Origin of the sequence: Leptothrix sp. (in: b-proteobacteria), assembly GCF_965250675.1 — a bacterium.
Classification (GTDB): domain Bacteria; phylum Pseudomonadota; class Gammaproteobacteria; order Burkholderiales; family Burkholderiaceae_C; genus Sphaerotilus.
Genome location: NZ_CBDFPH010000011.1, coordinates 443,382 through 468,411, shown reverse-complemented (window position 1 = coordinate 468,411; position 25,030 = coordinate 443,382). Strand labels below are relative to the sequence as shown.

Sequence of the window (25,030 nt, the reverse complement as noted above, 5' to 3'; positions counted from 1 at the left end):
CCATGACCACCTTGTTCCACCCGCTGCGCGTGCGCAGCATCGAGCCCGACACCGCCGAGGCCGTCATCGTCTCCTTCGAGGTGCCGCCCGAGCTGCGCGAGTCCTTCGGCTTCATCCAGGGCCAGTACCTGACGCTGCGCCAGACCCTCGACGGCCAAGACCTGCGCCGCAGTTATTCGATCTGCGCGGGCGTGGACGACAACGAGTTGCGCGTCGGTGTGCGCAAGGTGCGCGGCGGCGTGTTCTCCAACTGGATCAACGCCGAGTTGAAGGTGGGCGACACGCTGCAGGTCATGGCGCCGCAGGGCCGCTTCCATGTGCCGCTGCAGCCGGCGCAGCGCCGCCACCACGTCGGCATTGCCGGCGGCAGCGGCATCACGCCGATTCTGTCGATCATGAAGACCGTGCTGGGCCGCGAGCCGCTGAGCCGCTTCACGCTGATCTACGGCAACCGCACGCTGCAGTCGACCATGTTCAAGGAAGAGCTCGAAGACCTGAAGAACCGCTACCTGACGCGCCTGACGCTGCAGTACGTCTTCTCGGACGAATTCACCGACGCGCCCATCAACCGCGGCCTGATGAACCGCGACAAGATCAGTGAATTCCTGGGCAGCGTGCTGCCGCCGGCCGGCATCGACCATGTCTACATCTGCGGCCCGTACCAGATGAACGACGAGGCCGAGGCCGCACTGCTGGGCGCGGGCGTGCCGGAGGAGCGCATCCACATCGAGCGTTTCGGCGTGGCGCAGGCGCCCGGTGCAGCAGCCACCGCCGGGGGTGCCGGGGTTGGCGCGATCCTGCATGAATCCAAGCCCGGCGACGCCGAGATCGCCCGCGTGGTGATCGTGCGCGACGGCCTGCGGCGCGAGATCGTTTATCGAAAAGACCAGCCGAGCATCCTGGACTGCGCCTCGGCCTCGGGGCTGGAGGTGCCGTACTCGTGCACCTCGGGCGTCTGCGGCACCTGCCGCGCCAAGGTGATCGAGGGCGAGGTGCGCATGGAGCGCAACTTCGCGCTCGACAAGGCCGAGGTCGCCGCCGGCTTTGTGCTGACCTGCCAGGCCCACCCGCTGACCGAGCGCGTGGTGCTGTCCTTCGACGAACGCTGAGGCGCTGACACGCCATGGCACGCAAGCGTTCTGCCGGCTACGACGACCAGCGCGAGCTGATCCTGAGCCACGCCGCCCACCTGTTCGCGCGGCGCGGCTACTTCGGCACGTCGATGAATCAGGTGGCCGAGGCCGCCGGGCTGTCCAAGGCCTCGCTCTACCACTACTACAAGGACAAGTACGCGCTGCTGGTGCAGATTGCCGAGGGCCACGTCTCGCGGCTGGAGGCGCTGGTCGCCGAGGTCGAGGCCGAAAACCTGCCGCCCGAGCCGCGCGTGCGCCAGCTGATCCTGCGCATCATCGAGGAATACGCCGACGCCCAGGACGCCCACCGCGTGCTGACCGAGGACGTGCGTTTTCTGGAGCCCGAAGACCGCGAACGCATCCTCGACAAAGAGCGCTTGGTGGTCAACGGCTTTGCCGACGCGATTGCCACCTGGCAGCCGCAGCAGTTCCAGGCCGGGCTGACCAAGCCGCTGGCGATGCTGCTGTTCGGCATGATCAACTGGATGTTCACCTGGCTGCAGCCCGACGGCGCGCTGACCCACGCGCAGATGGCGCCCATCGTGGCCGACCTGTTCTTTGCCGGCGTGCCCGGCGTGCGCGCGCCGGCGCCGATTCCAGCCCCGGCTGCCCCGATTCCTGAAGAAACCCTCACGTCATGACCCAAACCATGATCCACGCCTCCACCCTGCAGAGTTTCATCGCCGGCCGCTGGACGGGCGACCAGCCGGCGCAGGTGCTGCGCAGCGCCATCAACGGCACGGCGGTGGCGCACACCCACGCCGAGCCGCTCGACTTCGGCGAAGCGCTGGCCTACGCCCGCCGCCAGGGCCGCGCCGGCCTGATGGCGCTGGACTTCCAGCAGCGTGCCCAACGCCTCAAGGCGCTGGCCAGGTTCCTCAACGAGCACAAGGAAACGCTCTACGCCATCTCGGCCCACAGCGGCGCCACGCGCGCCGACAGCTGGATCGACATCGAAGGCGGCTCGGGCACCCTGTTCGCCTACGCCAGCGTCGGCAGCAACGAGTTGCCGAGCGGCAACGTCGTGCACGAAGGCCCGGCCCTGCCGCTCAGCAGAAAGGGCGGTTTTGCCGGCACGCACATCCTGGTGCCGCGCGGCGGCGTGGCGGTGCACATCAACGCCTTCAACTTTCCCATCTGGGGCATGCTGGAGAAGTTCGCACCCAGCTTTCTGGCTGGCATGCCGTGCATCGTCAAGCCGGCGAGCGCGACTTGCTACCTGGCCGAAGCGGCCATGCGCCTGATCGACCGCAGTGGCATCCTGCCCGCTGGTGCGCTGCAACTGGTGATCGGCTCCACAGGCGACCTGCTCGACCGGCTGGAAGGCCTGGACGTGGTCACCTTCACCGGTTCGGCCGACACCGCCGCCCGGCTGCGCGTGCACCCGAACCTGGTGCGGAATTTCATTCCGTTCAACGCCGAGGCCGATTCGCTCAACTGCGCCATCCTGGCGCCGGACGTGTCGCCCGATGACGAGGAGTTCGACCTCTTCGTCAAGGAAGTGGCGCGCGAGATGACCACCAAGGCGGGCCAGAAGTGCACCGCCATCCGCCGCGCCATCGTGCCGCGCCAGCACATCGACGCAGTCGCCAGCGCGCTCAAGGCCCGGCTGGCCAAGGTCACGGTGGGCGATCCGGCGGTGGAAGGCGTGCGCATGGGCGCGCTGGCCTCACGCGATCAGCAGCGCGATGTGGCCGAACGCGTGGCGCTGCTGCGCCAGTCGGCCGAGCTGGTCTGCGGCGGCCAGATGGGCGGCGAGGGCGGTTTCCTGCCGCAGGGCGCGGGCACGCTCGAAGGCGCATTCTTCGCCCCGACGCTGCTGCTGTGCCGCGACGGCCACGTCAGCAGCGCGGTGCACGACGTGGAGGCCTTCGGCCCCGTCAGCACGCTGATGCCGTATGACGAATTGGATGAAGCGGTGCAACTCGCCGCGCGTGGCAAGGGCAGCCTGGTCGGCACGCTGGTGACGCGCAGCCCGCAGATCGCGGCGCAGGCCATTCCACAGCTCGCCGCCTGGCACGGCCGCTTTCTGGTGCTCGACCGCGAGGCCGCGCCTGAATCGACCGGCCACGGCTCGCCGCTGCCGCAGCTCAAGCACGGCGGCCCGGGCCGCGCCGGGGGCGGTGAGGAACTCGGCGGCTTGCGCGCCGTCAAGCACTACCTGCAGCGAGCGGCGGTGCAGGGCTCGCCGACGATGCTGGCTGCCGTCACCGGCGAGCACGTACGCGGCGCCAGGGTGATCGAGACCGAGGTCCACCCCTTCCGCCGTCACTTCGAGGATCTGCAGATCGGCGAGAGCCTGCTGACGCACCGCCGCACCGTGACCGAGGCCGACATCGTCAACTTCGGCGGCGTCTCGGGCGACTACTTCTACATGCACTTCGACGCCATCGCCGCCAAGGACACCCAGTTCGGCCAGCGCATCGCACATGGCTACTTCGTGCTCTCGGCCGCCGCCGGCCTGTTCGTCAGCCCCGCGCCGGGGCCGGTGCTGGCCAACTACGGGCTCGATGCGCTGCGCTTCGTCAAGCCGGTGCCGATCGGCGACACCATCCAGGCGCGCATCACCGCCAAGCGCAAGGTCGACCGCAACAAGGTCGACGTCCACGGCGTCGGCCAGGGCGTGGTGGCGTGGGACGTGGAAGTCACCAACCAGCACGGCGAGCTGGTCGCCAGCTACGACATCCTCACGCTGGTGGCCAAGCGCGGCTGAGGGCGCTGATGCGGTCGGTCCAGCGCGATCAGTCGCCCTGGACCGGTGGTGCGAGCGGCTCAATGAATGGCTCGATGTCGTGCACCACCACCCGGTCCCAGAAGCCCTTGCAGCGCGCGACGAAGGCGGCGTGTAACGGGCAGGCGGTCTGGTAATGCGCGTGGTCCTCGTAGGACTTGAAGTGGAAGGACGTGGCGTAGTCGAAGCCGTTGTCGGTGACGCCGCGATGCTCGGTGGCCGCTGCCCGGCCGACATGCGCTTGCAGCAGATACGGCGCTTGCGCCAGCAGGCGCAGCTCGTGTTCGAAGCTGGCGCGGTCGGCGGCGGTCAGGTCCGGGCGCAGCCAGAACAGGGCGCTGTGGATGAACATGCGGGGCTTCCTTTCGAGGTGGGGACCGGCCGTCAAAGCGCCGGATAGCTGACGTAGGCGAAGCGGGCGCTGTCGGGCGCCCAGCCGTTGACGTTGATCGTGCCCTGGCCGCCCAGCAGCGTCACGAGGTCGGTGCTGCTGCTGATGACAGGGCCGGTGGTCGGGTTGGATGGTGCATTGCCCACCTCGGCCAGCCGCAGGATGACCTCGCGGTTGGCCGGGTGGCCGAGCGTGCCGGGCGGGTAGCTCAGCCAGAGCAGCCAGCGGCCGTCGGGCGACAGGTGCGGAAACCAGTTGACGCGCTCGTCGTGCGTCAGTTGCTCCAGCGTGCCGAGTTCCAGATGCAGGCGCCACAGCTGCGAATGGCCAGGCCGGCGGGCGCCGATTTCGCCGTTGAAGTAGAGCCAGGCGCCGTCGGGCGAGAACTCCGGGCCGTCGACCGGCACGCCGGGGCGCAGCAACTCGCGGTCTGGTCCGCCGGCCGTGGGCAGCAGGTAGAGGCCGTAATCGACATCGAGGGCAGGCTCATGCGCTGAGCCTGTCGCTCTGCCCGATGCGTCCGTCATGCCGATGCCCAAACCCACGTAAGCCAGCCAGCGACCATCGGGCGAGATGCCGTGCAGGTAGCAGCGAAATTCCCCCAGCCCGCTGTAGAGGTTCGACACCCGCCGTGGCGCGCCGCCGGCCAGCGGCACGGCCAGGATGTGGCCATCGTCGGTCGAGAAATAGACCGTCCGACCGTCGGGCGACAGCACGTGGTCGTTGTTGGCCGGCGCGTGCGCGCCGCTGTCGATCCGCTCCGGCGCGGCGCTGCCGTCTGCGCGGATCTTGAACAGTGCGCCGGCGCTGTTGAACACCAGCCAGCGGCCATCGGGCGTCCAGTTGGGCGCTTCGATCAGGTGGTCGCAGGCGTAGACCCGGCGGTGGCTGTCTTGCGTGCGGTCGTAGACGGTGAGTTCGGCGCGCTGGCGGCCGGGCTGGAAGGCCGGGGTGCCGATCAGGCCGTGGGCGGGCAAGGTCATGGTGTCTCCATCGTCGGTGGGCCTGCATCTGCTGCACCGGCACCTGCACGTTCCACATCCAGCCGCAGCAGGTGCAGGCGCACGTCGAACTCCAGCTGGTGGTAGTCGGGTTCCATGTGGACGCAGAGTTGGTAGAAGGCGCGGTCGTGCTCGCGCTCCTTCAGGTGCGCGAGTTCATGCACCACGATCATGCGCAGGAATTCGGGCGGTGCGTCGCGGAACAGGTGGGCGATGCGGATCTCGCGCTTGGCCTTGAGCTTGCCGCCCTGCACGCGCGACACGGCGGTGTGCGTGCCGAGCGCCTGCTGCAGCACGCGCAGCTTGGGGTCGTAGACGGCCTTGGCCAGCGGCGGCGCCATGCGCAGGTAGCGGCCCTTGATCTCGCTGATGTAGTCGTACAGCGCGGGGTCGGTGCGCACGTCGTGGCGCTCGGGGTATTTGCGGTCGAGCAGCGCGCCGAGCCGGCCCTGTTCGACCATCTGGTGAACCTGGGCGTGCAACTCGGCCGGGTAGCCGGCCAGGTATTTGATCGGCGGTGTCAGCGCAGGAGGTGAAATGGCCATGCGTGCATTGTCGATGCGCGCGCCGTTTCCGCTCCCCGCCTCACACCTTGCGCACCGCCACCCGCCCGCCGTCGCGCACCGTCGCGCCGGGGTAGACGATCACCTGCGCGCCGGGCGCCAGGCCTTGCTGCACCCAGGCCTGCGTGCCGTTGCGGGCGCCGAGCTGGATCTCGACCTGGCGGGCGCGGCCGGCCTCGATCACGAACACCGCCATGCGCGGCGCGGGGCTGGCGTCAGGTGCAGACGGAGCCGGCAGCGGAAACACCGCGCTCACCGGCACCTGCACCGCGCCGTCAACTGCCAGCGTGACGATGTGCACCGTGACGCGGTAGCCGTCACCGAGCGCGCGCCACGCCTCGGCCGGGCCGGTGAAGTCGATCAGCGCATTGACGCGCTGTTCTTCCACGCCCAGCGCCGAGACCTTGGTGAAGGCCGCCGGCTCGATCTGCCGCACCCGGCCGGCCAGCGTGGCCGGGCCGCCGGCGTCGATCCGCACGGTGCTGCCGGGCCGGGCCTGCAGCGCGTCGCTGGTCAGCAACTGGGCGACGACTTCCAGTTGCGCGATGTCGCCCAGCTCCAGCAGCGCCATGCCGGGTGCGACGCTGGCCTCGCTGGTCTGCAGCAAGCGCAGGATGCGGCCGGCCACCGGCGCACGCAGCACGAAGGGGCGGGCGCCGTCGGGGCGTTGCAGCGTCATCAGCACGGCGCGGGCCTGTTCCAGCGCCGAGGCGGCGGCCTGGCGCTCGGCGGTGGTGGCGGCCTGGGTCTTCTGCGCGGTGTCGGCGGCCAGCCGGTCGGCCTCAATGCGCTCCGGCGACAGATAGCCTTGCGCCAGCAGCTGCTCGCTGCGGTGCAGCGTCTCGCGGCTGCGTTGCAGCGTGAGCGTGGCGGCTTCGGCCTGGCTCTGCGCGCGCTGTACCTGGGCCTGCGCGGCGTCGATGCGGGCCTGCTGCTCGCGCCGCGTGCGCTCGTCGAGCAGCGGCGACAGCTGCGGGCGGATGCGTGCCAGCTCGGCGCCGGCGGCCACCGCGTCGCCCTCGTGCAGCGTGATGCGCTCCAGCACGCCGGCCAGCGGCGCCGAGACGGTGTAGCGCTCGCGCAGCCGGGTCTTGGCGTCCTCGGTGACGCGGGCCTCGAAGCGGCCCTGCGTCACGGTGGCGGCTTCCACCTCGACCGGCCGCGGCGCCAATGCCCAGGCCAGCGCCAGCGCGGCCAGCACGGCGGCTGCGCCCAACATCCACCAGGTTCGGGTCTTCACGCGTCACTCCCTCGTCTTGAGCACGGCCACCAGGTCGAGCCGGTCGATGCGGCGGCGCACCACCAGCGCACTGGCCACGCCGGCGGCCAGCACGCACAGCGCGGCCCAGGCGTAGGTGCGCGGCTGGATCACGACCGGAAAGAAGAACTGGTCGGACTTGAGCAGCTGCGCAATCAGGTGCACCAGCGCCCAGCCCAGCACCATGCCCAGCGGCAGCGCCACGGCAATGGCCAGCGCCAGCTCGCCCAGCAGCAGGGCCGAGACCTCGCCGCGCGTGAAGCCCAGCACGCGCAGGCTGGCGAGTTCCCAGCCGCGCTCGGCCAGCGCGATGCGCGCGTTGTTGTAGACCACGCCGATGGCGATCACCGCCGCGAAGCTGGTCAGGATGGTGCTCATGATGCGCACGTTGCGCGCGCTGATGGCCTGCATATTGCCCAGCATGGTCGCCTTGCTGAAGGCGCCGGCCACGCGCGGCAGCGCCTTGGTGGCGGCCAGCAGCGCGGGCTCGCCACCGCGCTCCAGCCCCAGCATGAAGCCGGTGGCGATGTCGCCTTCGCCCAGCGCGCGGTTGAGGGCGCGGCGCTCCATGTAGGCGTTGAGGCCCATCATCTCGCGCACGGTGGCCTGCAGCGGCAGGGTCAGCGTGCGCGGGCGGCCTTCCATGACCTCGACCTGCACCGCGTCGCCCAGCCGCAGCCCGAGCTTGTCGGCCAGCCGGTCGGTCAGCACCAGGCCCGATTCGGGCAGCAGCGTCTGTTGGTGGGCCACGTCGATCAGCCGGTACAGCTCGGGCTGCGCCGGGTAGCTGCGGATCAGGCTGCGCTCGCTGCGGTGGCCGTGGCGCAGCGTGACGGCCACGAAGCGGTTGGCCTCCACCTGCGTCACGCCCGGCAGCCGCGCCAGCGCGTGGCTGGCGCTGGCCAGGCCAGGCTCGACCAGCCAGACGGCGACGTCGCCGCGCATGGCCAGCGTGAACTGGCTGTCGACGATGCTGTCGATCGCATCGCGAAAGAAGTTGCCCATGATGACGATGGCCACCGCCGCCGCCACGCCACCGATCGACAGCCCCGTGCGCCACGGCCGGCGCTCCATGTTGCGCAGCACCATGCGCAGCGCCGGGCTCAGGCCGCGGATGCCCAGGCGTTCGAGCAGCGTGCGCCGGTAGCGCCCCGGCGCAGGCGGGCGCATGGCCTCGGCCGGGGCCAGCCGCACCGTGGCGACGATGGCGTTGAGCGTGCCCAGCACCGCCGTGCCCACTGTGATGCCGGCGCTGATGAACAGCAGCTGCGGCGCCATGCGGTGCTCGAAGCTCGGGAAGTGGAAGAACTCGGCGTACAGCCCCGTGAACATCGCCCCGAGCTGGTCACCCAGCGCCACGCCCAGCGCCAGCCCGAGCGCGACGATCAGCAGCACCAGCTTGAGGTAGTGCAGCGCGATCGCCCGGTTGGCGTAGCCGAGCGCCTTGAGCGCGGCGATCTGCTCGCGCTGCGTCGCCACCAGCCGCGACACCACCACATTGAGCAGAAACGCCGCCACGCCCAGGAAGATGGCCGGCAGCACGGTGCCGAGCACGCGCTGCTCCTTGATCTCGTTGTCGAGCATGGCGTGCGAGATCTGGTCGGCGCGGCCGTAGGGTGCGGCGCCGCCGTAAGGCGCCAGCACGCGCGTCAGCGCGGCGATCACCGCCGGCTCGCTCGCCTGCGGTGCCAGCTTGACCGCGACGCGGTTGAACGCGCCCTGCATGTCGTAGGCGGCAGCCAGCGCCTCGCGCGGCACCCAGAAGATGCCGAAGCCGCGCAGGTCCGGCATGCCCCACAGCCCGGCGAAGATGTATTCGGGCGACAGCGCGGTGCCCACGATCACCAGCGTGCGCTGGCGGCCGTTGATGAGCGCGCCGAGCTTGTCACCGGGCTTCAGGCCGCGCGCCTGCGCGAAGCCGACCGAGGCCAGCGCCTCGATGCTGCCGTCGCCGCGCAGCCCGCCCAGCGCGGCCGGCGCCGGCCAGCGTCCGCTGGCGAGGCTGACGCTGTTGATGCGCCCGCCCTTCAGCGCACCGGCGAATGTGTTGGCGGAAGTGTCCTCCCGCCCCTCCAGCCCGATCAGCTGGCCGACGATCGGGTCGGCCACGCCCGCGATCTCGACCCGCACCACCGCCTCCAGCGTGGTCTGCGCGTCCGCCACGCCCGGCAGCGCGTGCAGCGTGTCGGCCAGCGCCAGCGGCGCGCGCTTGACGCTGCCGAACACATCGGCAAAGTGGCCCTGCGCGTAGAAGCGGTCGCGCGCCAGCGCGAGCGAATCGACCGCCGACAGGCTGGTGATGAAGCCACCGATGCCGCTGGCCACCACCAGCGCAATCGTCAGCGCCTGGCTCCACATCAGGCGCAGGTCGCGCAGCAGCTTGCGGTCCAGGGCCTTCATGGTCACCAGCTCAATTCAGCCGGCGTCAGCTTGTGCTCATTCACCCGCACGCGCTGCACGCGCCCGTCGCCCAGGTGGATCACCCGGTCGGCCATGCCGGCAATCGCGGCGTTGTGCGTGATGACCACGGCGGTGGTGCCCAGCTCGCGGTTGATGCGCTCGATCACCTCCAGCACCAGCCGGCCGGTCGGGTAGTCGAGCGCGCCGGTGGGCTCGTCGCACAGCAGCACCTCGGGGCGCTTGACGATGGCGCGCGCCACCGCCACGCGCTGCTGCTCGCCGCCCGACAGCTGGGCCGGGAAGTGGTGGCGGCGCGGCGTCAGGCCGACCAGCGCGATGGCGTCGTCGATCGGCATCGGGTCGGCGACGATGTCGGTCACCAGCGCGATGTTCTCGCGCACCGTCAGGCTCGGGATCAGGTTGTAGAACTGGAAGACGAAGCCGACATGGTCGCGCCGGTAGGCGGTCAGCTCGGCCTCGCTGGCGCGGCTCAGGTCGTGGTCGGCAAAGTGCACCTCGCCGGACGTGGGCACGTCCAGCCCGCCCAGGATGTTGAGCAGCGTCGACTTGCCGCTGCCCGACGGGCCCAGCAGCACGATGAACTCGCCGCGCGCGATCTCCAGGTCCACATCGCGCAGCGCCCGCACCTCGACCTCGCCGCTGAGGTAGGTCTTGCACAGGGCGTGGGCACTGAAGATGGGCGGGGCGCCGGCAGCGGTAGACACGCGCTCGATTGTCTGGAGTGGCCCTGCCTTCGGGTTGATGGGTATCAACCCGAAGGCAGGGCGCTAGCATCGCGGCCATTCAACCGCTTTGCGAGCTTGCCGCTGCCATGAACGCTCCTCACTTCCCTCTGTCCGGACCCACCGCCACGCCCGGCCCGCTGGCCGGGCTCAAGGTGCTGGAACTCGGTCAACTGATCGCCGGGCCGTTTGCCGGCAAGACGCTGGCGGATTTCGGTGCCGAGGTCGTCAAGGTCGAGCCGCCGCCGGATGCCGATGGCCACGGCGGCGGCGATCCGCTGCGCCAGTGGCGTCTTCTGCACGAAGGCACCAGCGTCTGGTGGCAGGTGCAGAGCCGCAACAAGAAGAGCATCACGCTCGACCTGCGCAGCGAGGCCGGCCGCGCCGATGTGCGCGCGCTGGCGGCCGAGTGCGACGTGCTGATCGAGAACTTCAAGCCCGGCACGCTGGAGAAGTGGGGCATGGGCTACGACGAACTCAGCCGCGCCAACCCGGGGTTGATCATGCTACGCATCAGCGGCTACGGCCAGAGCGGGCCGTACCGCGATCTGCCCGGCTTCGCCGTGGTGGCCGAGGCCATGGGCGGCATGCGCCACCTGATGGGCGAGCCCGGCCGCACGCCGGTGCGCGCCGGCGTGAGCCTGGGCGACACGCTGGCGGCGCTGCACGGCGTGATCGGCGTGCTGCTGGCGCTGCAGGCGCGGCGCAGCAGCATCAGCCCGGAGGCGCCCCAAGGCCGCGGTCAGGTGGTCGACGTGGCCTTGTACGAGGCGGTCTTCAACTGCATGGAAAGCCTGCTGCCCGAGTACAGCGCCTTCGGCGCGGTGCGCGAGCCGGCGGGTTCTGCCTTGCCTGGCATCGCGCCCAGCAACGCCTACCGCTGCGCCGATGGCCAGGTGGTGATCGGTGGCAACGGCGACAGCATCTTCAAGCGCCTGATGCAGGCCATGGGGCGCGATGACCTGGCTGCCGACGCCGGCCTGAGCACCAACAGCCTGCGCGTGGCACGCGTGGACGAGATCGACGCCGCCATCACCGCCTGGACGGTGCAGCGTCCGGTCGATGCCGTGATCGCCGCGCTGCAGGCGGTGAGCGTGCCGGTGGGCCGCATCTACACCGTGCGCGACATTGCCGCCGACCCGCACTACCGCGCGCGGCAGATGATCGAGCGCCTCACCACCGCCGACGGGCTGACGCTCGACGTGCCCGGCATCGTGCCCAAGCTCAGCGCCACGCCCGGTGCCATCCACAGCCCGGCGCCGACGCTGGGACAGCACAACGCCGAGATCCTCGGGCGGGACGGCGCATGAGTCACATCAATCACCCCATCAACCAGTTCTTGCTGCTGCGCCAGCGCCGCTTCCTGCCGTTTTTCTGCACCCAGTTCCTGGGCGCGGCCAACGACAACCTGTTCAAGTTCGCCCTCACGGTGCTGGTCACCTACCAGCTGCAGCTGGCGTGGCTGCCGGCCGAGCTGGCCGGGCTGGTGATTGGCGCGCTGTTCATCCTGCCTTTTGTGCTGTTCTCGGCCACCAGCGGCCAGCTGGCCGACAAGTACGACAAGGCGCGCGTCATGCGCGCGGTCAAGGCGCTGGAAATCGCCATCATGGCGCTGGCTGGCGCGGCCTGGCTGCTGGCGCCGGACTGGGCCAACGCCAAGGCCGGCGTGCTGCTGGTCTGCGTCTTCCTGATGGGCCTGCACTCGACGCTGTTCGGCCCGGTCAAGTTCGCCTACCTGCCGCAGCAACTGGCCGAGCACGAGTTGACCGCCGGCAACGGCCTGGTCGAGATGGGCACTTTCGTGGCGATCCTGCTCGGCAACCTGGCCGGCGGCCTGCTGATCGCGCTGCCGGGCATTGGCGAGGTGGTGGTCGCCGTGGCCGCCCTGGCGCTGGCGCTGCTGGGCTGGTTCACCGCGCGGCAGGTGCCGGCCACGCCGGCGATGGACCCCGGCCTGCGCCTCAACTTCAACCCGCTGACCGAGACCGCGCGCAACCTGCGCATTGCCCACCAGGACCCGGTGGTGTGGCGTTCGCTGCTGGGCATTTCGTGGATGTGGTTCTTTGGCGCGGTGTTCCTGAGCCAGTTTCCGATCTTCGCCAAGGGCGTGCTGCACGGCGACGAGCAGGTCGCCTCGCTGCTGCTGGTGCTGTTCTCGGTCGGGGTGGGCGCGGGTGCGCTGCTGTGCAACCGGCTCTCGCGCGGCCAGGTCGAGATCGGCCTGGTGCCGCTGGGCGCGCTCGGCATGAGCGCCTTCGCCATCGACCTTTACTTTGCCGTGCAGCACCTGCCGGCGCCCGCCGCCCCCGGTGGATTGCAGAGCGCCGGCGCTTTCCTCGGCCAGGGGGTGCACTGGCGCGTGATGTTCGATCTGCTCGCGCTGTCGCTCAGCGTCGGCCTCTACAGCGTGCCGATGTACGCGCTGGTGCAGCTGCGATCGCCGGTGAGTCACCGCGCCCGCGTGATTGCCGCCAACAACATCCTGAACGCGCTGTTCATGATCGCCAGCTCGCTGCTGGCGGGTGTGCTGCTCGGCGCCGGCCTCACGGTGCCAGGTGTGTTTCTTGCGACCGGCCTGGCGAATATCGCCGTGTCGGGCGCGGTATTTCTTGCCGTGCCGGATTACGGCCGGCGTTTTGTTCTCTGGTTGAAATAAGTCGTCCCATGCCCACTCTTCCCCGACAAACCCAGGGCTTGCTCCTGCTGATTGCCGCCCTGGCCTGTTTCGGTTTTCTGGATGCCGGCACGCAGGCGGTGGGCGCCCTGGTGCCAGTGGGCCTGATCGTCTGGACGCGCTATCTGGCCCAGCTGGCCGGCGCGGTGACGCTGCAGGCCTCGCAGCGCGGCCTGCGTGCCATGTGGCATTGCCACCACCCGCGCCTGCAGTTGCTGCGCGGCGTGCTGCTGGTGCTGCTGAACGTGCTGGCGGTGCTGAGCCTGATGGTCGTGCCGGTGGGCGATTTCACCGCCATCTGCATGCTGACGCCCGCCGCGCTGACGCTGGTGGCGGTGTTCGCCGACGGCGAGCGCATCACGCCGTTGCGCTGGGTCATGATTGCCGGTGGTTTTGCGGGCGCGCTGCTGGTGCTGCGTCCGGGCACCGATGCTTTTGGCTGGAGCACCCTGCTGCCGCTGGCCACCATGCTGACGGCCACTGCGTTCCAGGTGGTCTCCAACCGGCTGGGCGCGCTGGACAGCCCGTCGGCCACCAACCTCTGGACCGGCCTGATCGGTGCCTTGCTGTGCAGCACCGTGCTGCCCTGGCAGTGGCAGGCGCTACCGGCGGCCGTGTGGCTGCAGTTGGCCGGCCTGTCGGTGCTGTGCGCGCTGGGCCACGGCCTGATCATCGTGGCGCATTCCCGCGTGCCGCTGTCGCGGCTGGCGCCGTTTCTCTACTTCCAGATCGGCTTCGCGGTGCTGGCCGGCTGGCTGATGCTGGGGCAGAAGCCCGACGGCTGGTCGCTGGCGGGCATCTGCGTCATTGCGGTGTGCGGCGTGGCGGCCAGCCGCCTGGGGATGGCGGCCGAGCGGCCTCAATCCTGAGGCCGCAACCCCGGATCAGCCCTGCTGGACCAGGGCTTCGAGGTGATAGTCCGTCACCCGTTGCACTTCGTTCTTCGAGCCGAGCACGACGCTGACGCGCTCGTGCAGTTTCTCGGGCTGCATGTCCATGATGCGCTGCTGGCCGTTGGTGGCCATGCCGCCGGCCTGCTCGACCAGGAAGGCCATCGGGTTGGCCTCGTACATCAGGCGCAGCTTGCCCGGCTTGCCCGGTTCACGCTTGTCCCAGGGGTAGAGGAAGACGCCGCCGCGGGTCAGGATGCGGTGCACGTCGGCCACCATGCTGGCAATCCAGCGCATGTTGAAGTCCTTGCCGCGCGGACCTTCGGTGCCGGCCAGGCATTCGTCGATGTAGCGCTTCACCGGCGTGTCCCAGTGGCGCATGTTCGACATGTTGATGGCGAATTCCTTGGTGTCCTCGGGGATCTGGACGTTTTCCTCGGTCAGCACGAAGCTGCCGGTCTCGCGGTCGAGGGTGAACATCGCCACGCCGTCGCCCACCGTCAGCACCAGCGTGGTCTGCGGGCCGTAGACGCAGTAGCCGGCTGCCGCCTGGAACTTGCCCGGCTGCAGGAAGTCTTCCTCCGTCACGCCCTGGTTGTGGCCGATCTTGCGCAGCACGCTGAAGATGGTGCCGATGCTGACGTTGACGTCGATGTTCGAGCTGCCGTCGAGCGGGTCGAACAGCAGCATGTACTCGCCCTGCGGGTAGCGGTTGGGCACGACGTGGATGCTGTCCATTTCCTCGGACGCCATCGCCGCCAGGTGGCCGCCCCATTCGTTGGCCTCGATCAGCACCTCGTTGGAGATGATGTCGAGCTTCTTCTGCACCTCGCCCTGCACGTTCTCGCTGTGCGCGGTGCCCAGCACCTCGCCGAGTGCGCCCTTGTTGACGCTGATGGCGATGCGCTTGCAGGCGCGGGCGACCACCTCGATCAGCAGGCGCAGCTGGCCGGGAATGTGGCCGTGCTTGCGTTGCTGCTCGACCAGGTACTGCGTCAGGCTGATTCGTTTGGTCATGGGTGAACTCCTTTGAATTGAATGGGGGGCGGCCCGCAGTGTGGGCTTACTCGGCCAGCGCGCGTGTGACGATTTCACGCACATCGGGCGAAAGCTCTACCCGGGCGGCCACACGCTGGATGGCGGTCTGCGCGGCATCACGATAAGGCACCGCCAGCGTGCGCCAGCGGTCGAGCGCGCGCGCCAGGCGGGCGGCAATCTGCGGGTTGAAGGCGTCGATCTCGACCACCTTGTCGGCCCAGAAGACGTAGCCGGCGGCGTCGGCGCGGTGGAAGGCCGCCGGGTTGAACAGCGCCATGTTCATCAGCAGGCTGCGGGCGCGGTTGGGGTTCTTGAGCGAGTAGTCCGGGTGCAGCGCCAGCGCCTTGATGCGGGCGAAGACCTGGCCGTCGTGCTCGGGCGCGGTGGCCTGCATGGCGAACCACTTGTCGATCACCAGCGCCTCGCCGCTGAAACGGGCGTGGAAGTGGTCGAGTGCCGGCAGCGCCAGCGCGTGCTGCGCGCCCAGCAGGGCCTGCAGCGCGCCCTGGCGGTCGGTCATGTTGCCTGCGTCCTTGGCGCGCTGGTAGGCGCGGCCGGGCCAGACGGTGTCGCCGCTGCGGCGGGCGTCCAGCACCAGCATGGTCAGCGCCAGATTGGCCAGCGCGCGCCGGCCCACCGAGACCGGGTCGGGCGTGTAGCCGCCGGTGTCCTGGTTCGCGTCCCAGGCGGCGGCCCAGTCGGCATGCAGTGCCTGGGCCAGCTGGGCCTTGAGCGCCTCACGCGCAGCGTGGATGGCCTGCGGGTCGACAGCCACGCCCAGCGCGGCCAGCTGCTCGGCCAGGAAGCCTTCGCTCGGCGGCGTCAGCACCAGGTCCTTGAAGGCGGCGTCCAGCCCGGTGTGGTTGAGCACGCCGCGCAGCGCCTCGATGTAGGCCGCGTCCAGCTGCAGTGCCTGGCCGCTGCGCACCGCCTGCAGCAGGCGGGTGGTGGCGAGCTGCTGGCCCGCCTCCCAGCGGTTGAAGGCGTCGGTGTCGTGGCCGAGCAGCGTGAGCAGCTCGGTCTCGCTGGCGGGCCACTCCAGCACCACCGGCGCCGAGAAGCCGCGCAGCAGCGACGGCACCGGCGCGGCGCTCAGGCCGAACAGGCCGGTCAGCACGAAGGTCTGCTGGGTTTCTTCCAGCACCAGCACGCGCTCGGTGCCGCTGTACTGGGTTTCACCGCTGAGTTGCAGCAGCAGCGGGCGGCCGTCGGAATCGAGCAGGCCGATGGCGACCGGAATCACGAACGGCTGCTTGACCGGCTGGCCCGGCGTGGCGGCGGTGTGCTGGCTGAGCGTGAGGGTGTAGCTGCCGCTCTGGGTGTCGTAGTGGCCACTGGCGCTGACGCGCGGCGTGCCGGCCTGGCTGTACCAGCGCTTGAAACGGTCCAGCCGGGTGGTCAGCGCGCTGCCCGGGTTGGCGTCGGCAATGGCCTGGATGAAGTCGTCGCAGGTGACGGCCTGGCCGTCGTGGCGCGCGAAGTACAGGTCCATGCCGGCGCGGAAGCCGGCGCGGCCCACCAGCGTGGCCATCATGCGCACGACTTCGGCGCCTTTTTCGTAGATGGTGGTGGTGTAGAAGTTGTCGATCGCCTGGTACTGGTCCGGGCGCACCGGGTGCGCCATCGGGCCGGCGTCTTCGGGGAACTGCATCTGGCGCAGCTTGCGCACGTCCTCGATGCGCTTGACGGCGCGGGCGCTGGCCAGCCCGGCCATGTCCTGGCTGAACTCCTGGTCGCGGTAGACCGTCAGGCCTTCCTTCAGGCTCAGCTGGAACCAGTCGCGGCAGGTGATGCGGTTGCCGGTCCAGTTGTGGAAATACTCGTGGCCGACCACCGATTCGATCCGGCCGAAGTCCACATCCGCCGCCGTGGCCGGGTTGGCCAGCACGAAGCGGGTGTTGAAGATGTTGAGGCCCTTGTTCTCCATCGCGCCCATGTTGAAGTCGCTCACCGCGACGATCATGAAGCGCTCCAGGTCGAGGCTCAGGCCGAAGCGCGCCTCGTCCCAGGCGACCGAGGCGATCAGCGAGTTCATCGCGTGCTCGGTCTTGTCCAGGTCGCCGGCGCGCACATAGACCTGCAGCAGGTGGTCGCGGCCCGAGCGGGCTCGGATCTTCTGCTCGCGGCAGACCAGGTCGGCGGCCACCAGCGCGAACAGGTAGCTCGGCTTCGGGTGCGGGTCGTGCCAGGTGGCGAAGTGGCGGCCCTTGGGCAGCTCGCCCTGCTCGACCAGGTTGCCGTTGGACAGCAGCACCGGGTAGCGCTGGGCATCGGCCTTGAGCGTGACCTTGAAGACCGCCATCACGTCGGGGCGGTCCAGGAAGTAGGTGATGCGGCGGAAGCCCTGCGCCTCGCACTGCGTGAAGAAGCTGCCGCCCGAGGTGTAGAGGCCCGACAGCTCGGTGTTCTTCTCCGGCGCGCAGGTGTTGCGGATCTCCAGCGCAAAGGGCTCGTGCGGCAGGTTCTCCAGCACGAGCTGGTCGGCCTCGAAGCGGAACGACACACTCTCGCCGTTGACCAGCACGCGCGTCAGCGTGATGGCCTCGCCGTCGAGTCGCAGCGCCTCGCCCGGCCGGTCGGCGTTGGGCTCGACCGTCATGCGGTTGATGACCAGCGTCTTGTGCGGCTCCAGGTCGAAGCTGAGATCGACCGAGCGGACCCAGTGACTCGGGGCGGTGTAGTCCTCACGACGGACCAGGGTCACGCTGCCTTCACGCATGGCTGTCTCTCTTCTCGGGTTCGGGTGTCACAGGGGCGCAGGCAGCGTCACGGGCAGCAGGTAGCCCGTGAAGTCGGCCCGCGTGTCGATCACGTTCGGGTAGTCGGCAAAGTCGGCGGCGGGCAGCGTGGTGGTCAGCGCCACCGCGGCCATGCCGGCGCGGCGCGCGGCCTCGACGCCCAGCGGCGCGTCCTCGAACACCAGGCAGTGCTCGGCGGCCACGCCCAGGCGCCGTGCAGCCTCGGCAAAGATGTCGGGGTGCGGCTTGCCGCGCAGCCCGTCCGCCGGGCTGGTGACGGTGTCGACCAGCTCAGCGAAGCCGAAGCGCTCGAAGGCGATCGCGATGTTGCCCGGCGGTGCCGCCGTGCAGATCGCCACCTTCAGCCCGGCCTGCCGCGCGGCGGCCAGCACCTCGGCGGCACCGGCGATCAGCGTCAGCTCGCGTGCGGCGATCTCGCGGTAGAGCGCTTCCTTGCGCTGGGCGTGGGCGTGCAGTTCGTCCTCGGCATGCGCCGGAAACAGGTCGCGCAGGATTTCGAGGTTGGTCCGCCCGGCGGTGGCGCGGAAGAAGCTGTCCTGATCAAAGGGCAGCCCGACCTCGCCGTGCCACAGGCCCCACGAGCGGTCGTGCAGCGGCATGCTGTCGATCAAGGTGCCGTCCATATCGAACAGCACCGCACCCAGCGCGCGGGTCATCACAGCCCCGCCTTCAGGCTGGCTTCGATGAAGGCGTCGAGTTCGCCGTCGAGCACCTTCTGCGTGGCCGAGATTTCGACGTTGGTGCGCAGGTCCTTGATGCGGCTGTTGTCGAGCACGTAGGAGCGGATCTGGTGGCCCCAGCCGACGTCGGTCTTGGTGTCTTCGAGCTTCTGCTGCTCTTCCTGGCGCTTGCGCAGCTCGAAGTCATACAGGCGTGAGCGCAGGCGTTTCCACGCCACGTCGCGGTTGCTGTGCTGGCTGCGGCCGTCCTGGCATTGCACGACGATGCCGGTCGGAATGTGCGTCAGGCGCACCGCCGAGTCGGTCTTGTTGATGTGCTGGCCGCCCGCGCCCGAGGCGCGGAAGGTGTCGGTGCGCACATCCGACGGGTTGATGTCGATCTCGATCGAGTCATCGACCTCGGGGTAGACGAACAGCGACGCGAAGCTGGTGTGCCGGCCGCCCGACGAGTCGAACGGCGACTTGCGCACCAGGCGGTGCACGCCGGTTTCGGTGCGCAGCAGGCCGAAGGCGTACTCGCCCTCGACCTTGATCGTGGCGCTCTTGATGCCGGCGGTGTCGCCGTCGGTCTGGTCTTCCAGCGTGGCGGTGAAGCCCTTGCGCTCGCAGTACTTCAGGTACTGGCGCAGCAGCATGCTGGCCCAGTCGCACGCTTCGGTGCCCCCGGCGCCGGCCTGGATGTCGATGAAGCAGTTGAGCGGGTCGGCCGGCTTGTTGAACATGCGGCGGAATTCGAGCTGCTCGACGGTGGCGCGCAGGCTGGCGGTCTCGGCCTCGATGGCTTCGAGCGAGTCGAAGTCGCTCTCGGCCTTGGTCATCTCGTACAGCTCGGTGTTGTCACCCAGCTGGCTGGTGAGGTGGTCGATGGTGCTGACCACGTCTTCGAGCGACTTCTTTTCCTTGCCCAGCTCCTGGGCGCGCTTGGGGTCGTTCCAGACCGCCGGGTTTTCTAGCGCGGCGTTGACTTCTTCGAGGCGCTTGGATTTGTCCTCGTAGTCAAAGATACCCCCTTAGCGCATCAGTGCGCTGTGTGAGGTCGGACAGGGTCGTGCCGATGACGTTGATGCGTTCGATGTCCATGGACGGCGATCTTTCGGTGTTTGTCGTGTGCGCGGGCCCGACATTCAGGCCCGCCGAAAACGCCAGATTTTCGCACGCCGCCCTGACGCGTCCGCGACAGGTCAGCGCAGGAAATCCTGCAGATGCGCCGCCAGCGCCTGCGGCTGGTCGTGGTGCAGCATGTGGCCGCAGTCTTCGAGCATCACGCGCTGCAGCTGCGGCACTACCGCCATGCGCTCGTCGAAGTCGGCGCGCGGGTAGCTGTCGCCCCACCATTTGGTGATGTCGGTCTGCCGGCCCTCGACCCACAGCACCGGCGCCGTGATGCGGGCAAAGCAGGCCATGGCTTCGTCGCGCCGGTAGAGCTGCGGGTTGACGCGCTTGTGCGCGGCGTCGCCCAGGATGTGGAAGCGGCCGTCGTCGCGCTCGGCCGCCCAGTGCGGCGCCAGCCAGGCGGCGTAGTCCTCGCGCAGGCGCGGGTTGTTCTTGCGCAGCCGGGCGGCCACGCCGTCGAGGCTGGTGTAGCTGCTGAGGTGCTGCGGCGCCTTCAGCTCGTCCAGCCACTTGGCGTAGCGGCCCGGCGCCTGCGCGGCGCGGCTGGGCGGCATGCCGAAGCCTTCCAGATTGACGAGCCGGCGGATGCGCTCGGGCCGTGCGCCGGCGTAGATCATCACCACGTTGCCGCCCATGCTGTGGCCGAGCAGGTCGATTTGCTGGTCGGGCAGCAGCGCATCAAGCAACGCATCGAGGTCGCCCAGGTAATCGGGAAACCAGTAGCTGTCGGTGGCCGGGCCGGTGGTCAGGCCGAAGCCACGCCAGTCGAGCGCGATGACGTAGCGGTCCGCGTCGAGCGCATCGACCATGAACTGGAATGACGCGCCCACGTCCATCCAGCCGTGTGCCAGCACCAGCGCCGGGCGCTCGGGCGTGACCCGATCGGGCGTGCCCCAGGTCCGCACGTGGTAATTCAGGCCGCGCAGCGCAATGAAGCGCGAGGTGCTGGGGCGTTGGGCGGTGTAGCTCATGGGGAGGCTCATGCTCATGGCTTGGGGGGATCCTGGAAGCCGCCGGCGCGGTAGGTCAGCACCAGCGTGTCGCGGTAGGCGCCGGCGCGCTCGGGCTGGATGGGGGTGGTTTCGTGGATCACGCGGGTGTCGTCGAGCAGCAGCGCGCTCCAGGGCGCGTCGAGCGTGAAGCGCACGCCGTGCGGGCTGTCGGCCGAGAACACCCGCGTTTCGCCGCCGATGATGTCGACCCGGTCGACCAGCAGCACGGCGACGAAGTTGACGCCGTCGCGGTGCGCGCCCTCCGGCGTGGGCCGGCCGACGCCGCCGGTGGTGTCGATGCGGAAGGGGTGCGCCTCGATGAACCACTGGCCGGTGAACGGCGGCTCGGTGGTGGTGGGGTGCGCGGCGGCGGCAAAGACCTCGCCCAGGCGCTGGATCAGCGCCAGGAAGGCCGGGGCCTGCGCCAGCGCCGGCGCCAGCGGCTCGAACCAGCGCAGCATGCCGCCGTGCAGCGCGTTGTAGGTGGTCGGCTGCCAGTGGGCGCGGTGCGGCGTGGCGGTGAGGGTGTGGCCGGCCACGTCCTGCACGAAGCTGCCGTGGCGGCGGCGGCGGTAGCGGCCACCGTCCTTGAGGTGATCGTCGGGCGGCAGGTCGGCCCAGGCGTGGTTGAGCGCGTTGAGCGCGGCAGCGGGTTGCTGCGCCAGCGTGGCCAGCGCGTCCGGGCTCAGGCGCACGAAGCCCTGCTGGCGCAGGTGGGCGATGGCGCCGCCGGGCGCCTCGTCGGCACGCAGCGCGCCGGGGTAGGGGAAGAAGGCGGCGGGGGCGGGAATGGTGGGCATGGTGTCTCTGTTCTTGTCGAGGGCAGGGTCGTCGCTCGGAACGCGTTCAGAACGATCGTCCCAGATTCAGGTAGCCGAGCGTCTGGCTCGGCGCATCCAGCCCGCGTGCGACGCCCAGGCGCAGCTGCAGGTCGAGCGCGTAGAGCAGCTTGACCTCGCCGAGCAGCTCCAGCCCGACGCCGCGCCGGTAGGTGTCGGGGCCGTGGCCGCTGTTCCACGCGCCGCCCACGTCCATGAAGGCGGCGGCGGACAGGCGGTTGATGCCCAGCGGCGGCACCATGGCATGGCGGTCGATGTCGGCCAGGGTCTGGCGCCATTCCACGCTGGCGATGCGGGCGTTGGCACCCAGCAGCACGGCCTCGTTGCCGGCGTAGCCGCGCAGCGCCAGATCGCGGCTGTTGAGGGTGGGGCCGAGCTGCAGCAGCGCGTCGGTCGCACCACCGAGCTGGAAGGGCTCGGTGCGGCCGCTGGCGCGCGCCTCGGTGTAGCGCAGCGCCAGCACGCTGCGGCCCAGCGCGATGTAGCCGCGCGCATCGGCGCGCAGCACGTGGCCGTCGTAGAGGCCATTGCCGGATGTGTTGCCGGCGGTGTTGCCAGAGAACGGCCGATACGTCTCATACAGCAGGCTGCTGTGCTGGCCGCGGTTGGCGCCTTCGCTCCACCAGTTGCCGCCGCGTGTGTCGTAGTCCAGCAGCAGCGCGCCGAGCTGGGTGTTGAGCAGGCGGCGGCTGGCATCGGTGGCCGCCTGCACGCGCTCGGTGCGGTCCAGCACCGCGCCGGTGCCCAGCAGCAGGCGGTTTTCGTGGCGCACCCGCAGCGGCCACAGCCCGAGCCACTGCGCCTGGGTGCGGCGGTCGTAGAGCGTGGTGGTTTCGCGGCCCGCCGTGCCGGTCCAGCCGCGCGCGGTCAGGCTGCGGCCAAGGGCGAACAGCTGGCTGCCGCGATACAAATATTCGACCTGCCCGAGCGGCTCGCGCTGCGAGGTTTCCCACTGCGCCAGGGCTGCGTACTGATGCGAGCCGAGCGCATCGCTGCCGAAGGTGCTGGCGCCATAAGCCGTCAGGCCCCGGTCGGCGGTGACGACCGGCCACCACGAGCGCGGCGCCAGCGTGCGCCACGGTGTGTACGGCTCACCGGCGCCGAGGGGCGAGGTTGCGGCGACGGCGGCGGGCGCCTGCGTCGATGCGGCGGCGAAATCTACGGACGGCACCGACGCCTGCTCCAGCACCCCCACGCCGTCCATGCGCTGCAACTGCGTGCCGCCCGCGGCCAGCACGGCCAGCGCGAGCGAGCCATCGGCCTGCGTGCCGGCGTGGTCGAGCACGGCGGTGTGGCTGCGCGTCAGACGCTGCAAACCGCCGTTCGTGATGCGCCAGACGTCCGGCACGCCGTCGGCGGTGGCGATCAGTTCCAGCCCTTGGGCGCCGTGGCGCAGTGCGTAGATCGGCTGGAGCTGGTGCAACAGCTTGCGCGGCGCAGCCAGCGCTCCGGTGGGCGTCACGTCCAGCGCCAGCACCTGCCAGTCGCCGCCCTGGCGGGCGATGACGCTGACTTGCCGGCCATCGGGCGCGGCCACCAGATCGGTCAATGCCTGTCCGGCGGGTGGCTGGTAGAGCACGGCGGCGACTTTGCCTGCAGCATTGATCTCGACCAGCCGGGTGCGCGCGTCAAGGTGCTGGATCGCCAGCAGACGCGGCCCGGCGGGTGTGTTGAGCGTGACGCCGCGCAGCAGGCGGGCGCATTCGGTCAGGCGCTGCACGGCGCCGCTGCGCACATCGACTCGGTAGAGGTCGTAGGCCAGCGTGTAGAGCTCGCACAGATCCGGCTGGGCCAGCAGCACGCTGCCGTCGGCGGCGACATCAAGTCGTGCGCCGGATTGCACGCGCGCCAGATCGCGCCGCTGGCCGTTGGCGCTGATGCGTGCCAGTTGCGGCGCGCCCAGGCCATCGTCCAGCACCGCCAGCGTGTCGCCACCGGGCAGGGTGGCGACGGACGAGACCTCGAACTGCAGCGGCTGCACGCGGCGGCCGATTTGCTCGGGCTGGGCGCGCAACGCGGCGCTGCGGGCGTTGAGGCGCTGGTTCAGGTCGGCGAGGAATTCATCCCACAGCACGTCGAGCGTCTTGCCGGTGATCTGCTCGGGGTTGCTGTGCAGGCGCGGCACGATGTTGCCGCTGTAGCGCTCGACCCAGGCCGGCACGGCGGCGTTGCCGTAGGTGCGGGCCAGGAATTCGTAGAAATACGCGCCGTAGAGGTAGGCCTTGGTCAGCGGCAGGCGCCGGCCCTGGGCGTTGATCTCGGCCAGCGTCGGGAAGCCGCGCGCCTGCTCGGCGCGCAGAAAGGCCTCGAATGCCGGCCCGCCCAGGCGGCCCCGGCCCAGCGGGCGGTCGCGCACGTCGGCGCGGTCGGTGGCGGGGTCGCCCTCGAAGAACACCGCCAGCCCTTCGGCGGTCCAGCTCGGCGCGAACAGGTTGGGAAAGAACCAGGCCACGCGCCCGAACACCGAGCGCAGCGCCAGCGGCAGGCCGCGCGCCTTGTCCAGGTGCACGACGTGAACGTACTCGTGCGTGAAGACCAGCTCCAGCCAGTCGCTGTTGTCGAGCAACTCGCCCTCGGGCTGGGCCAGGTAAATGGCGACGTGGTTGAACGGCAGCGGCGTGGTCAGGCCGTTGGCCAGGTCGGATTCGCTCACCAGCACCACTTCGGTGGCGCTCTGAGGCTGCCAGGCCAGCGTGTCGGTGATGCGGGTGTGGACGCGCTCGGCGATCGCCCCGAGTTGCTCGGCCTGCGCGCGGTGCTCGGCGCGGTAGTGGATGCGGAAGTGCGCGGTCCCGGCGCTGCGCCAGTCGGCGCGCGGGTCGGGGCTCTGGGCGTGGGCCGTCAGGGTGGCCGTGCCGAGCAGCAGCACGGCCAGCGCCAGCAGCAGGCGGGGGATCAGCTTCATCGCGGCGTCCTCAATGCACTTCGGGCGTGGGTTCGCGGCGCCACTGCGCCAGCAGCATCGCCACCACCATCAGCGCCGCGCCGCCGATGGCGCGGCCGCTCATGGCCTCACCCAGCATGGCCCAGCCGGTCAGGGCCGAGAACACGCCCTCGCTGCTGTAGATCACCGCCGCGTGCGAGGCCCGCGCGGTCTTCTGCGCCAGCACCTGCAGCGTGTAGGCCACGCCCACCGACAGCACGCCGCCATAGGCGATCGCCCAGCCGGCGTCGGCGATGGCCGCAGCGCTGATCGGCTCGCGCCACAGCGCCACCACCAGCGACAGCGCGCCCGCCACCAGGTATTGCAGGGCGGCCAGCCGCAGCGCGTCGTGCCGGCTTGCCATGCGGCTGACCATCAACATGTGCACGGCCCACAGCAGCGCGCCGGCCAGTTGCAGCCAGTCGCCCGGTGCGATCACCATGCCCGGCTGCACGCTCAGCAGGTACATGCCGACGGTGGCCAGCGCCACGGCCAGCCACATCGCCAGCTGGACCTTGTCGCCCAGCACCAGCATCAGGATCGGCACCAGCACCACATACAGGCCGGTGATGAAGCCGGCATTGCTCACCGAGGTGGTCAGCAGCCCGACCTGCTGCAGGTTCACGGCCGCAAACAGCACCGCGCCCAGCAGCAGCCCGGCGCGCCACAGCCCGCGCGACGGCAGCACCGGGTGCGTGGCCAGCGGCCCCGGCCGCCAGCGCCACAGCAGCGCCACCAGCGCCGCGCCCAGCAGGAAGCGCGTGCCGGTGTAGAGGAACGGGCCGATGGCATCCATGCCCAGGCGCTGGGCGACGAAGGTGGAACCCCAGATCGCGGCAGCCAACAGCATCAGCAGGTCGGTGCGCAGGGTGTGGCCGGTCGAGGCGGATGAGGTCATGGCG

General features: G+C 70.0%; 19 protein-coding genes and 1 pseudogene. 6 read left to right on the top strand and 14 right to left on the bottom strand.

All coding sequences use genetic code 11. The features are described 5' to 3' along the window. The first annotated feature begins 2 nt into the window (after positions 1-2). The 3 genes from paaE to paaZ are packed head-to-tail and all read left to right on the top strand — an operon-like array spanning position 3 to position 3,846. The gene (gene paaE / locus AC5IG3_RS16705; protein WP_491907413.1) at positions 3-1,109 is read left to right on the top strand and encodes a 1,2-phenylacetyl-CoA epoxidase subunit PaaE; all 1,107 of its coding nucleotides are present in this window, start codon (positions 3-5) and stop codon (positions 1,107-1,109) included. 14 nt (positions 1,110-1,123) lie between these two features. Next, complete coding sequence (locus tag AC5IG3_RS16700; RefSeq protein WP_491907412.1) at positions 1,124-1,774, top strand: TetR/AcrR family transcriptional regulator; 651 nt, start codon at positions 1,124-1,126, stop codon at positions 1,772-1,774. Further along, entirely contained in the window at positions 1,771-3,846 is a 2,076-nt protein-coding gene (gene paaZ / locus AC5IG3_RS16695; protein ID WP_491907411.1) for a phenylacetic acid degradation bifunctional protein PaaZ, read from the top strand. The genes AC5IG3_RS16700 and paaZ overlap by 4 nt, the downstream gene beginning before the upstream one ends. A gap of 28 nt (positions 3,847-3,874) precedes the next feature. Here the strand turns inward: paaZ and AC5IG3_RS16690 are convergent, their stop codons facing one another. From AC5IG3_RS16690 to AC5IG3_RS16665, 6 genes are read right to left on the bottom strand one after another with little or no spacing between them, the layout of a single operon-like run. Next, the gene (locus AC5IG3_RS16690) at positions 3,875-4,216 is read right to left on the bottom strand and encodes a Dabb family protein (protein WP_491907410.1); all 342 of its coding nucleotides are present in this window, start codon (positions 4,214-4,216) and stop codon (positions 3,875-3,877) included. A gap of 32 nt (positions 4,217-4,248) precedes the next feature. Continuing rightward, complete coding sequence (locus AC5IG3_RS16685; RefSeq protein ID WP_491907409.1) at positions 4,249-5,238, bottom strand: TolB family protein; 990 nt, start codon at positions 5,236-5,238, stop codon at positions 4,249-4,251. Beyond that, positions 5,235-5,801, bottom strand: a complete 567-nt coding sequence (locus AC5IG3_RS16680) for a M48 family metallopeptidase (RefSeq protein ID WP_491907408.1) — start codon at positions 5,799-5,801, stop codon at positions 5,235-5,237. Before AC5IG3_RS16680 ends, AC5IG3_RS16685 begins: the two co-directional genes overlap by 4 nt. A gap of 40 nt (positions 5,802-5,841) precedes the next feature. After that, complete coding sequence (locus AC5IG3_RS16675) at positions 5,842-7,059, bottom strand: efflux RND transporter periplasmic adaptor subunit (protein ID WP_491907407.1); 1,218 nt, start codon at positions 7,057-7,059, stop codon at positions 5,842-5,844. A gap of 3 nt (positions 7,060-7,062) precedes the next feature. Beyond that, positions 7,063-9,477, bottom strand: coding sequence for an ABC transporter permease (locus AC5IG3_RS16670; RefSeq protein WP_491907406.1), 2,415 nt, complete (start codon positions 9,475-9,477; stop codon positions 7,063-7,065). 2 nt (positions 9,478-9,479) lie between these two features. Next, positions 9,480-10,202: an ABC transporter ATP-binding protein gene (locus AC5IG3_RS16665; protein ID WP_491907405.1), complete on the bottom strand. Its 723-nt coding sequence runs from the start codon at positions 10,200-10,202 to the stop codon at positions 9,480-9,482. Positions 10,203-10,309: 107 nt separating this feature from the next. On the opposite strand from AC5IG3_RS16665, the gene AC5IG3_RS16660 reads away from it, so the two are divergent. The 3 genes and pseudogenes from AC5IG3_RS16660 (at position 10,310) to AC5IG3_RS16650 (ending at position 13,763) form a co-directional block, all read left to right on the top strand. Further along, positions 10,310-11,530, top strand: a complete 1,221-nt coding sequence (locus AC5IG3_RS16660) for a CaiB/BaiF CoA transferase family protein (RefSeq protein ID WP_491907404.1) — start codon at positions 10,310-10,312, stop codon at positions 11,528-11,530. Beyond that, positions 11,527-12,870: pseudogene (locus AC5IG3_RS16655) on the top strand (MFS transporter); the annotation flags it as partial. The gene AC5IG3_RS16660 and the pseudogene AC5IG3_RS16655, both read left to right, overlap by 4 nt. A 14-nt stretch (positions 12,871-12,884) precedes the next feature. After that, complete coding sequence (locus tag AC5IG3_RS16650; protein ID WP_491907403.1) at positions 12,885-13,763, top strand: DMT family transporter; 879 nt, start codon at positions 12,885-12,887, stop codon at positions 13,761-13,763. Between the two features lie 15 nt (positions 13,764-13,778). Here the strand turns inward: AC5IG3_RS16650 and AC5IG3_RS16645 are convergent, their stop codons facing one another. The 8 genes from AC5IG3_RS16645 to AC5IG3_RS16610 all read right to left on the bottom strand — a co-directional run bounded on the left by AC5IG3_RS16645 (position 13,779) and on the right by AC5IG3_RS16610 (position 25,026). Further along, the gene (locus AC5IG3_RS16645) at positions 13,779-14,801 is read right to left on the bottom strand and encodes a class 1 fructose-bisphosphatase (protein ID WP_491907402.1); all 1,023 of its coding nucleotides are present in this window, start codon (positions 14,799-14,801) and stop codon (positions 13,779-13,781) included. Positions 14,802-14,847: 46 nt separating this feature from the next. After that, positions 14,848-17,541 carry an aminopeptidase N gene (gene pepN, locus AC5IG3_RS16640; protein ID WP_491907401.1) on the bottom strand — a complete coding sequence of 898 codons (2,694 nt, stop codon included), beginning with the start codon at positions 17,539-17,541 and terminating at the stop codon, positions 14,848-14,850. Positions 17,542-17,568: 27 nt separating this feature from the next. Beyond that, entirely contained in the window at positions 17,569-18,237 is a 669-nt protein-coding gene (locus tag AC5IG3_RS16635; RefSeq protein WP_491907400.1) for an HAD family hydrolase, read from the bottom strand. Next, positions 18,237-19,341, bottom strand: a protein-coding gene (gene prfB, locus AC5IG3_RS16630; protein ID WP_491907399.1) for a peptide chain release factor 2 whose coding sequence is annotated in 2 segments (ribosomal slippage) — positions 18,237-19,259 and positions 19,261-19,341 — 1,104 coding nt in all. Because the reading frame shifts where the segments join, the coding sequence is not laid out codon by codon here. Before prfB ends, AC5IG3_RS16635 begins: the two co-directional genes overlap by 1 nt. Positions 19,342-19,442: 101 nt before the next feature. Continuing rightward, the gene (locus AC5IG3_RS16625) at positions 19,443-20,357 is read right to left on the bottom strand and encodes an alpha/beta fold hydrolase (protein ID WP_491907594.1); all 915 of its coding nucleotides are present in this window, start codon (positions 20,355-20,357) and stop codon (positions 19,443-19,445) included. Positions 20,358-20,359: 2 nt separating this feature from the next. Next, positions 20,360-21,166 (bottom strand): 2OG-Fe dioxygenase family protein, encoded by an 807-nt coding sequence (locus AC5IG3_RS16620; protein ID WP_491907398.1) that lies wholly within the window; start codon positions 21,164-21,166, stop codon positions 20,360-20,362. Between the two features lie 46 nt (positions 21,167-21,212). Further along, positions 21,213-24,110, bottom strand: a complete 2,898-nt coding sequence (locus AC5IG3_RS16615) for a hypothetical protein (RefSeq protein WP_491907397.1) — start codon at positions 24,108-24,110, stop codon at positions 21,213-21,215. 10 nt (positions 24,111-24,120) lie between these two features. Continuing rightward, positions 24,121-25,026 carry a DMT family transporter gene (locus tag AC5IG3_RS16610; protein WP_491907396.1) on the bottom strand — a complete coding sequence of 302 codons (906 nt, stop codon included), beginning with the start codon at positions 25,024-25,026 and terminating at the stop codon, positions 24,121-24,123. Positions 25,027-25,030 lie beyond the last annotated feature (4 nt).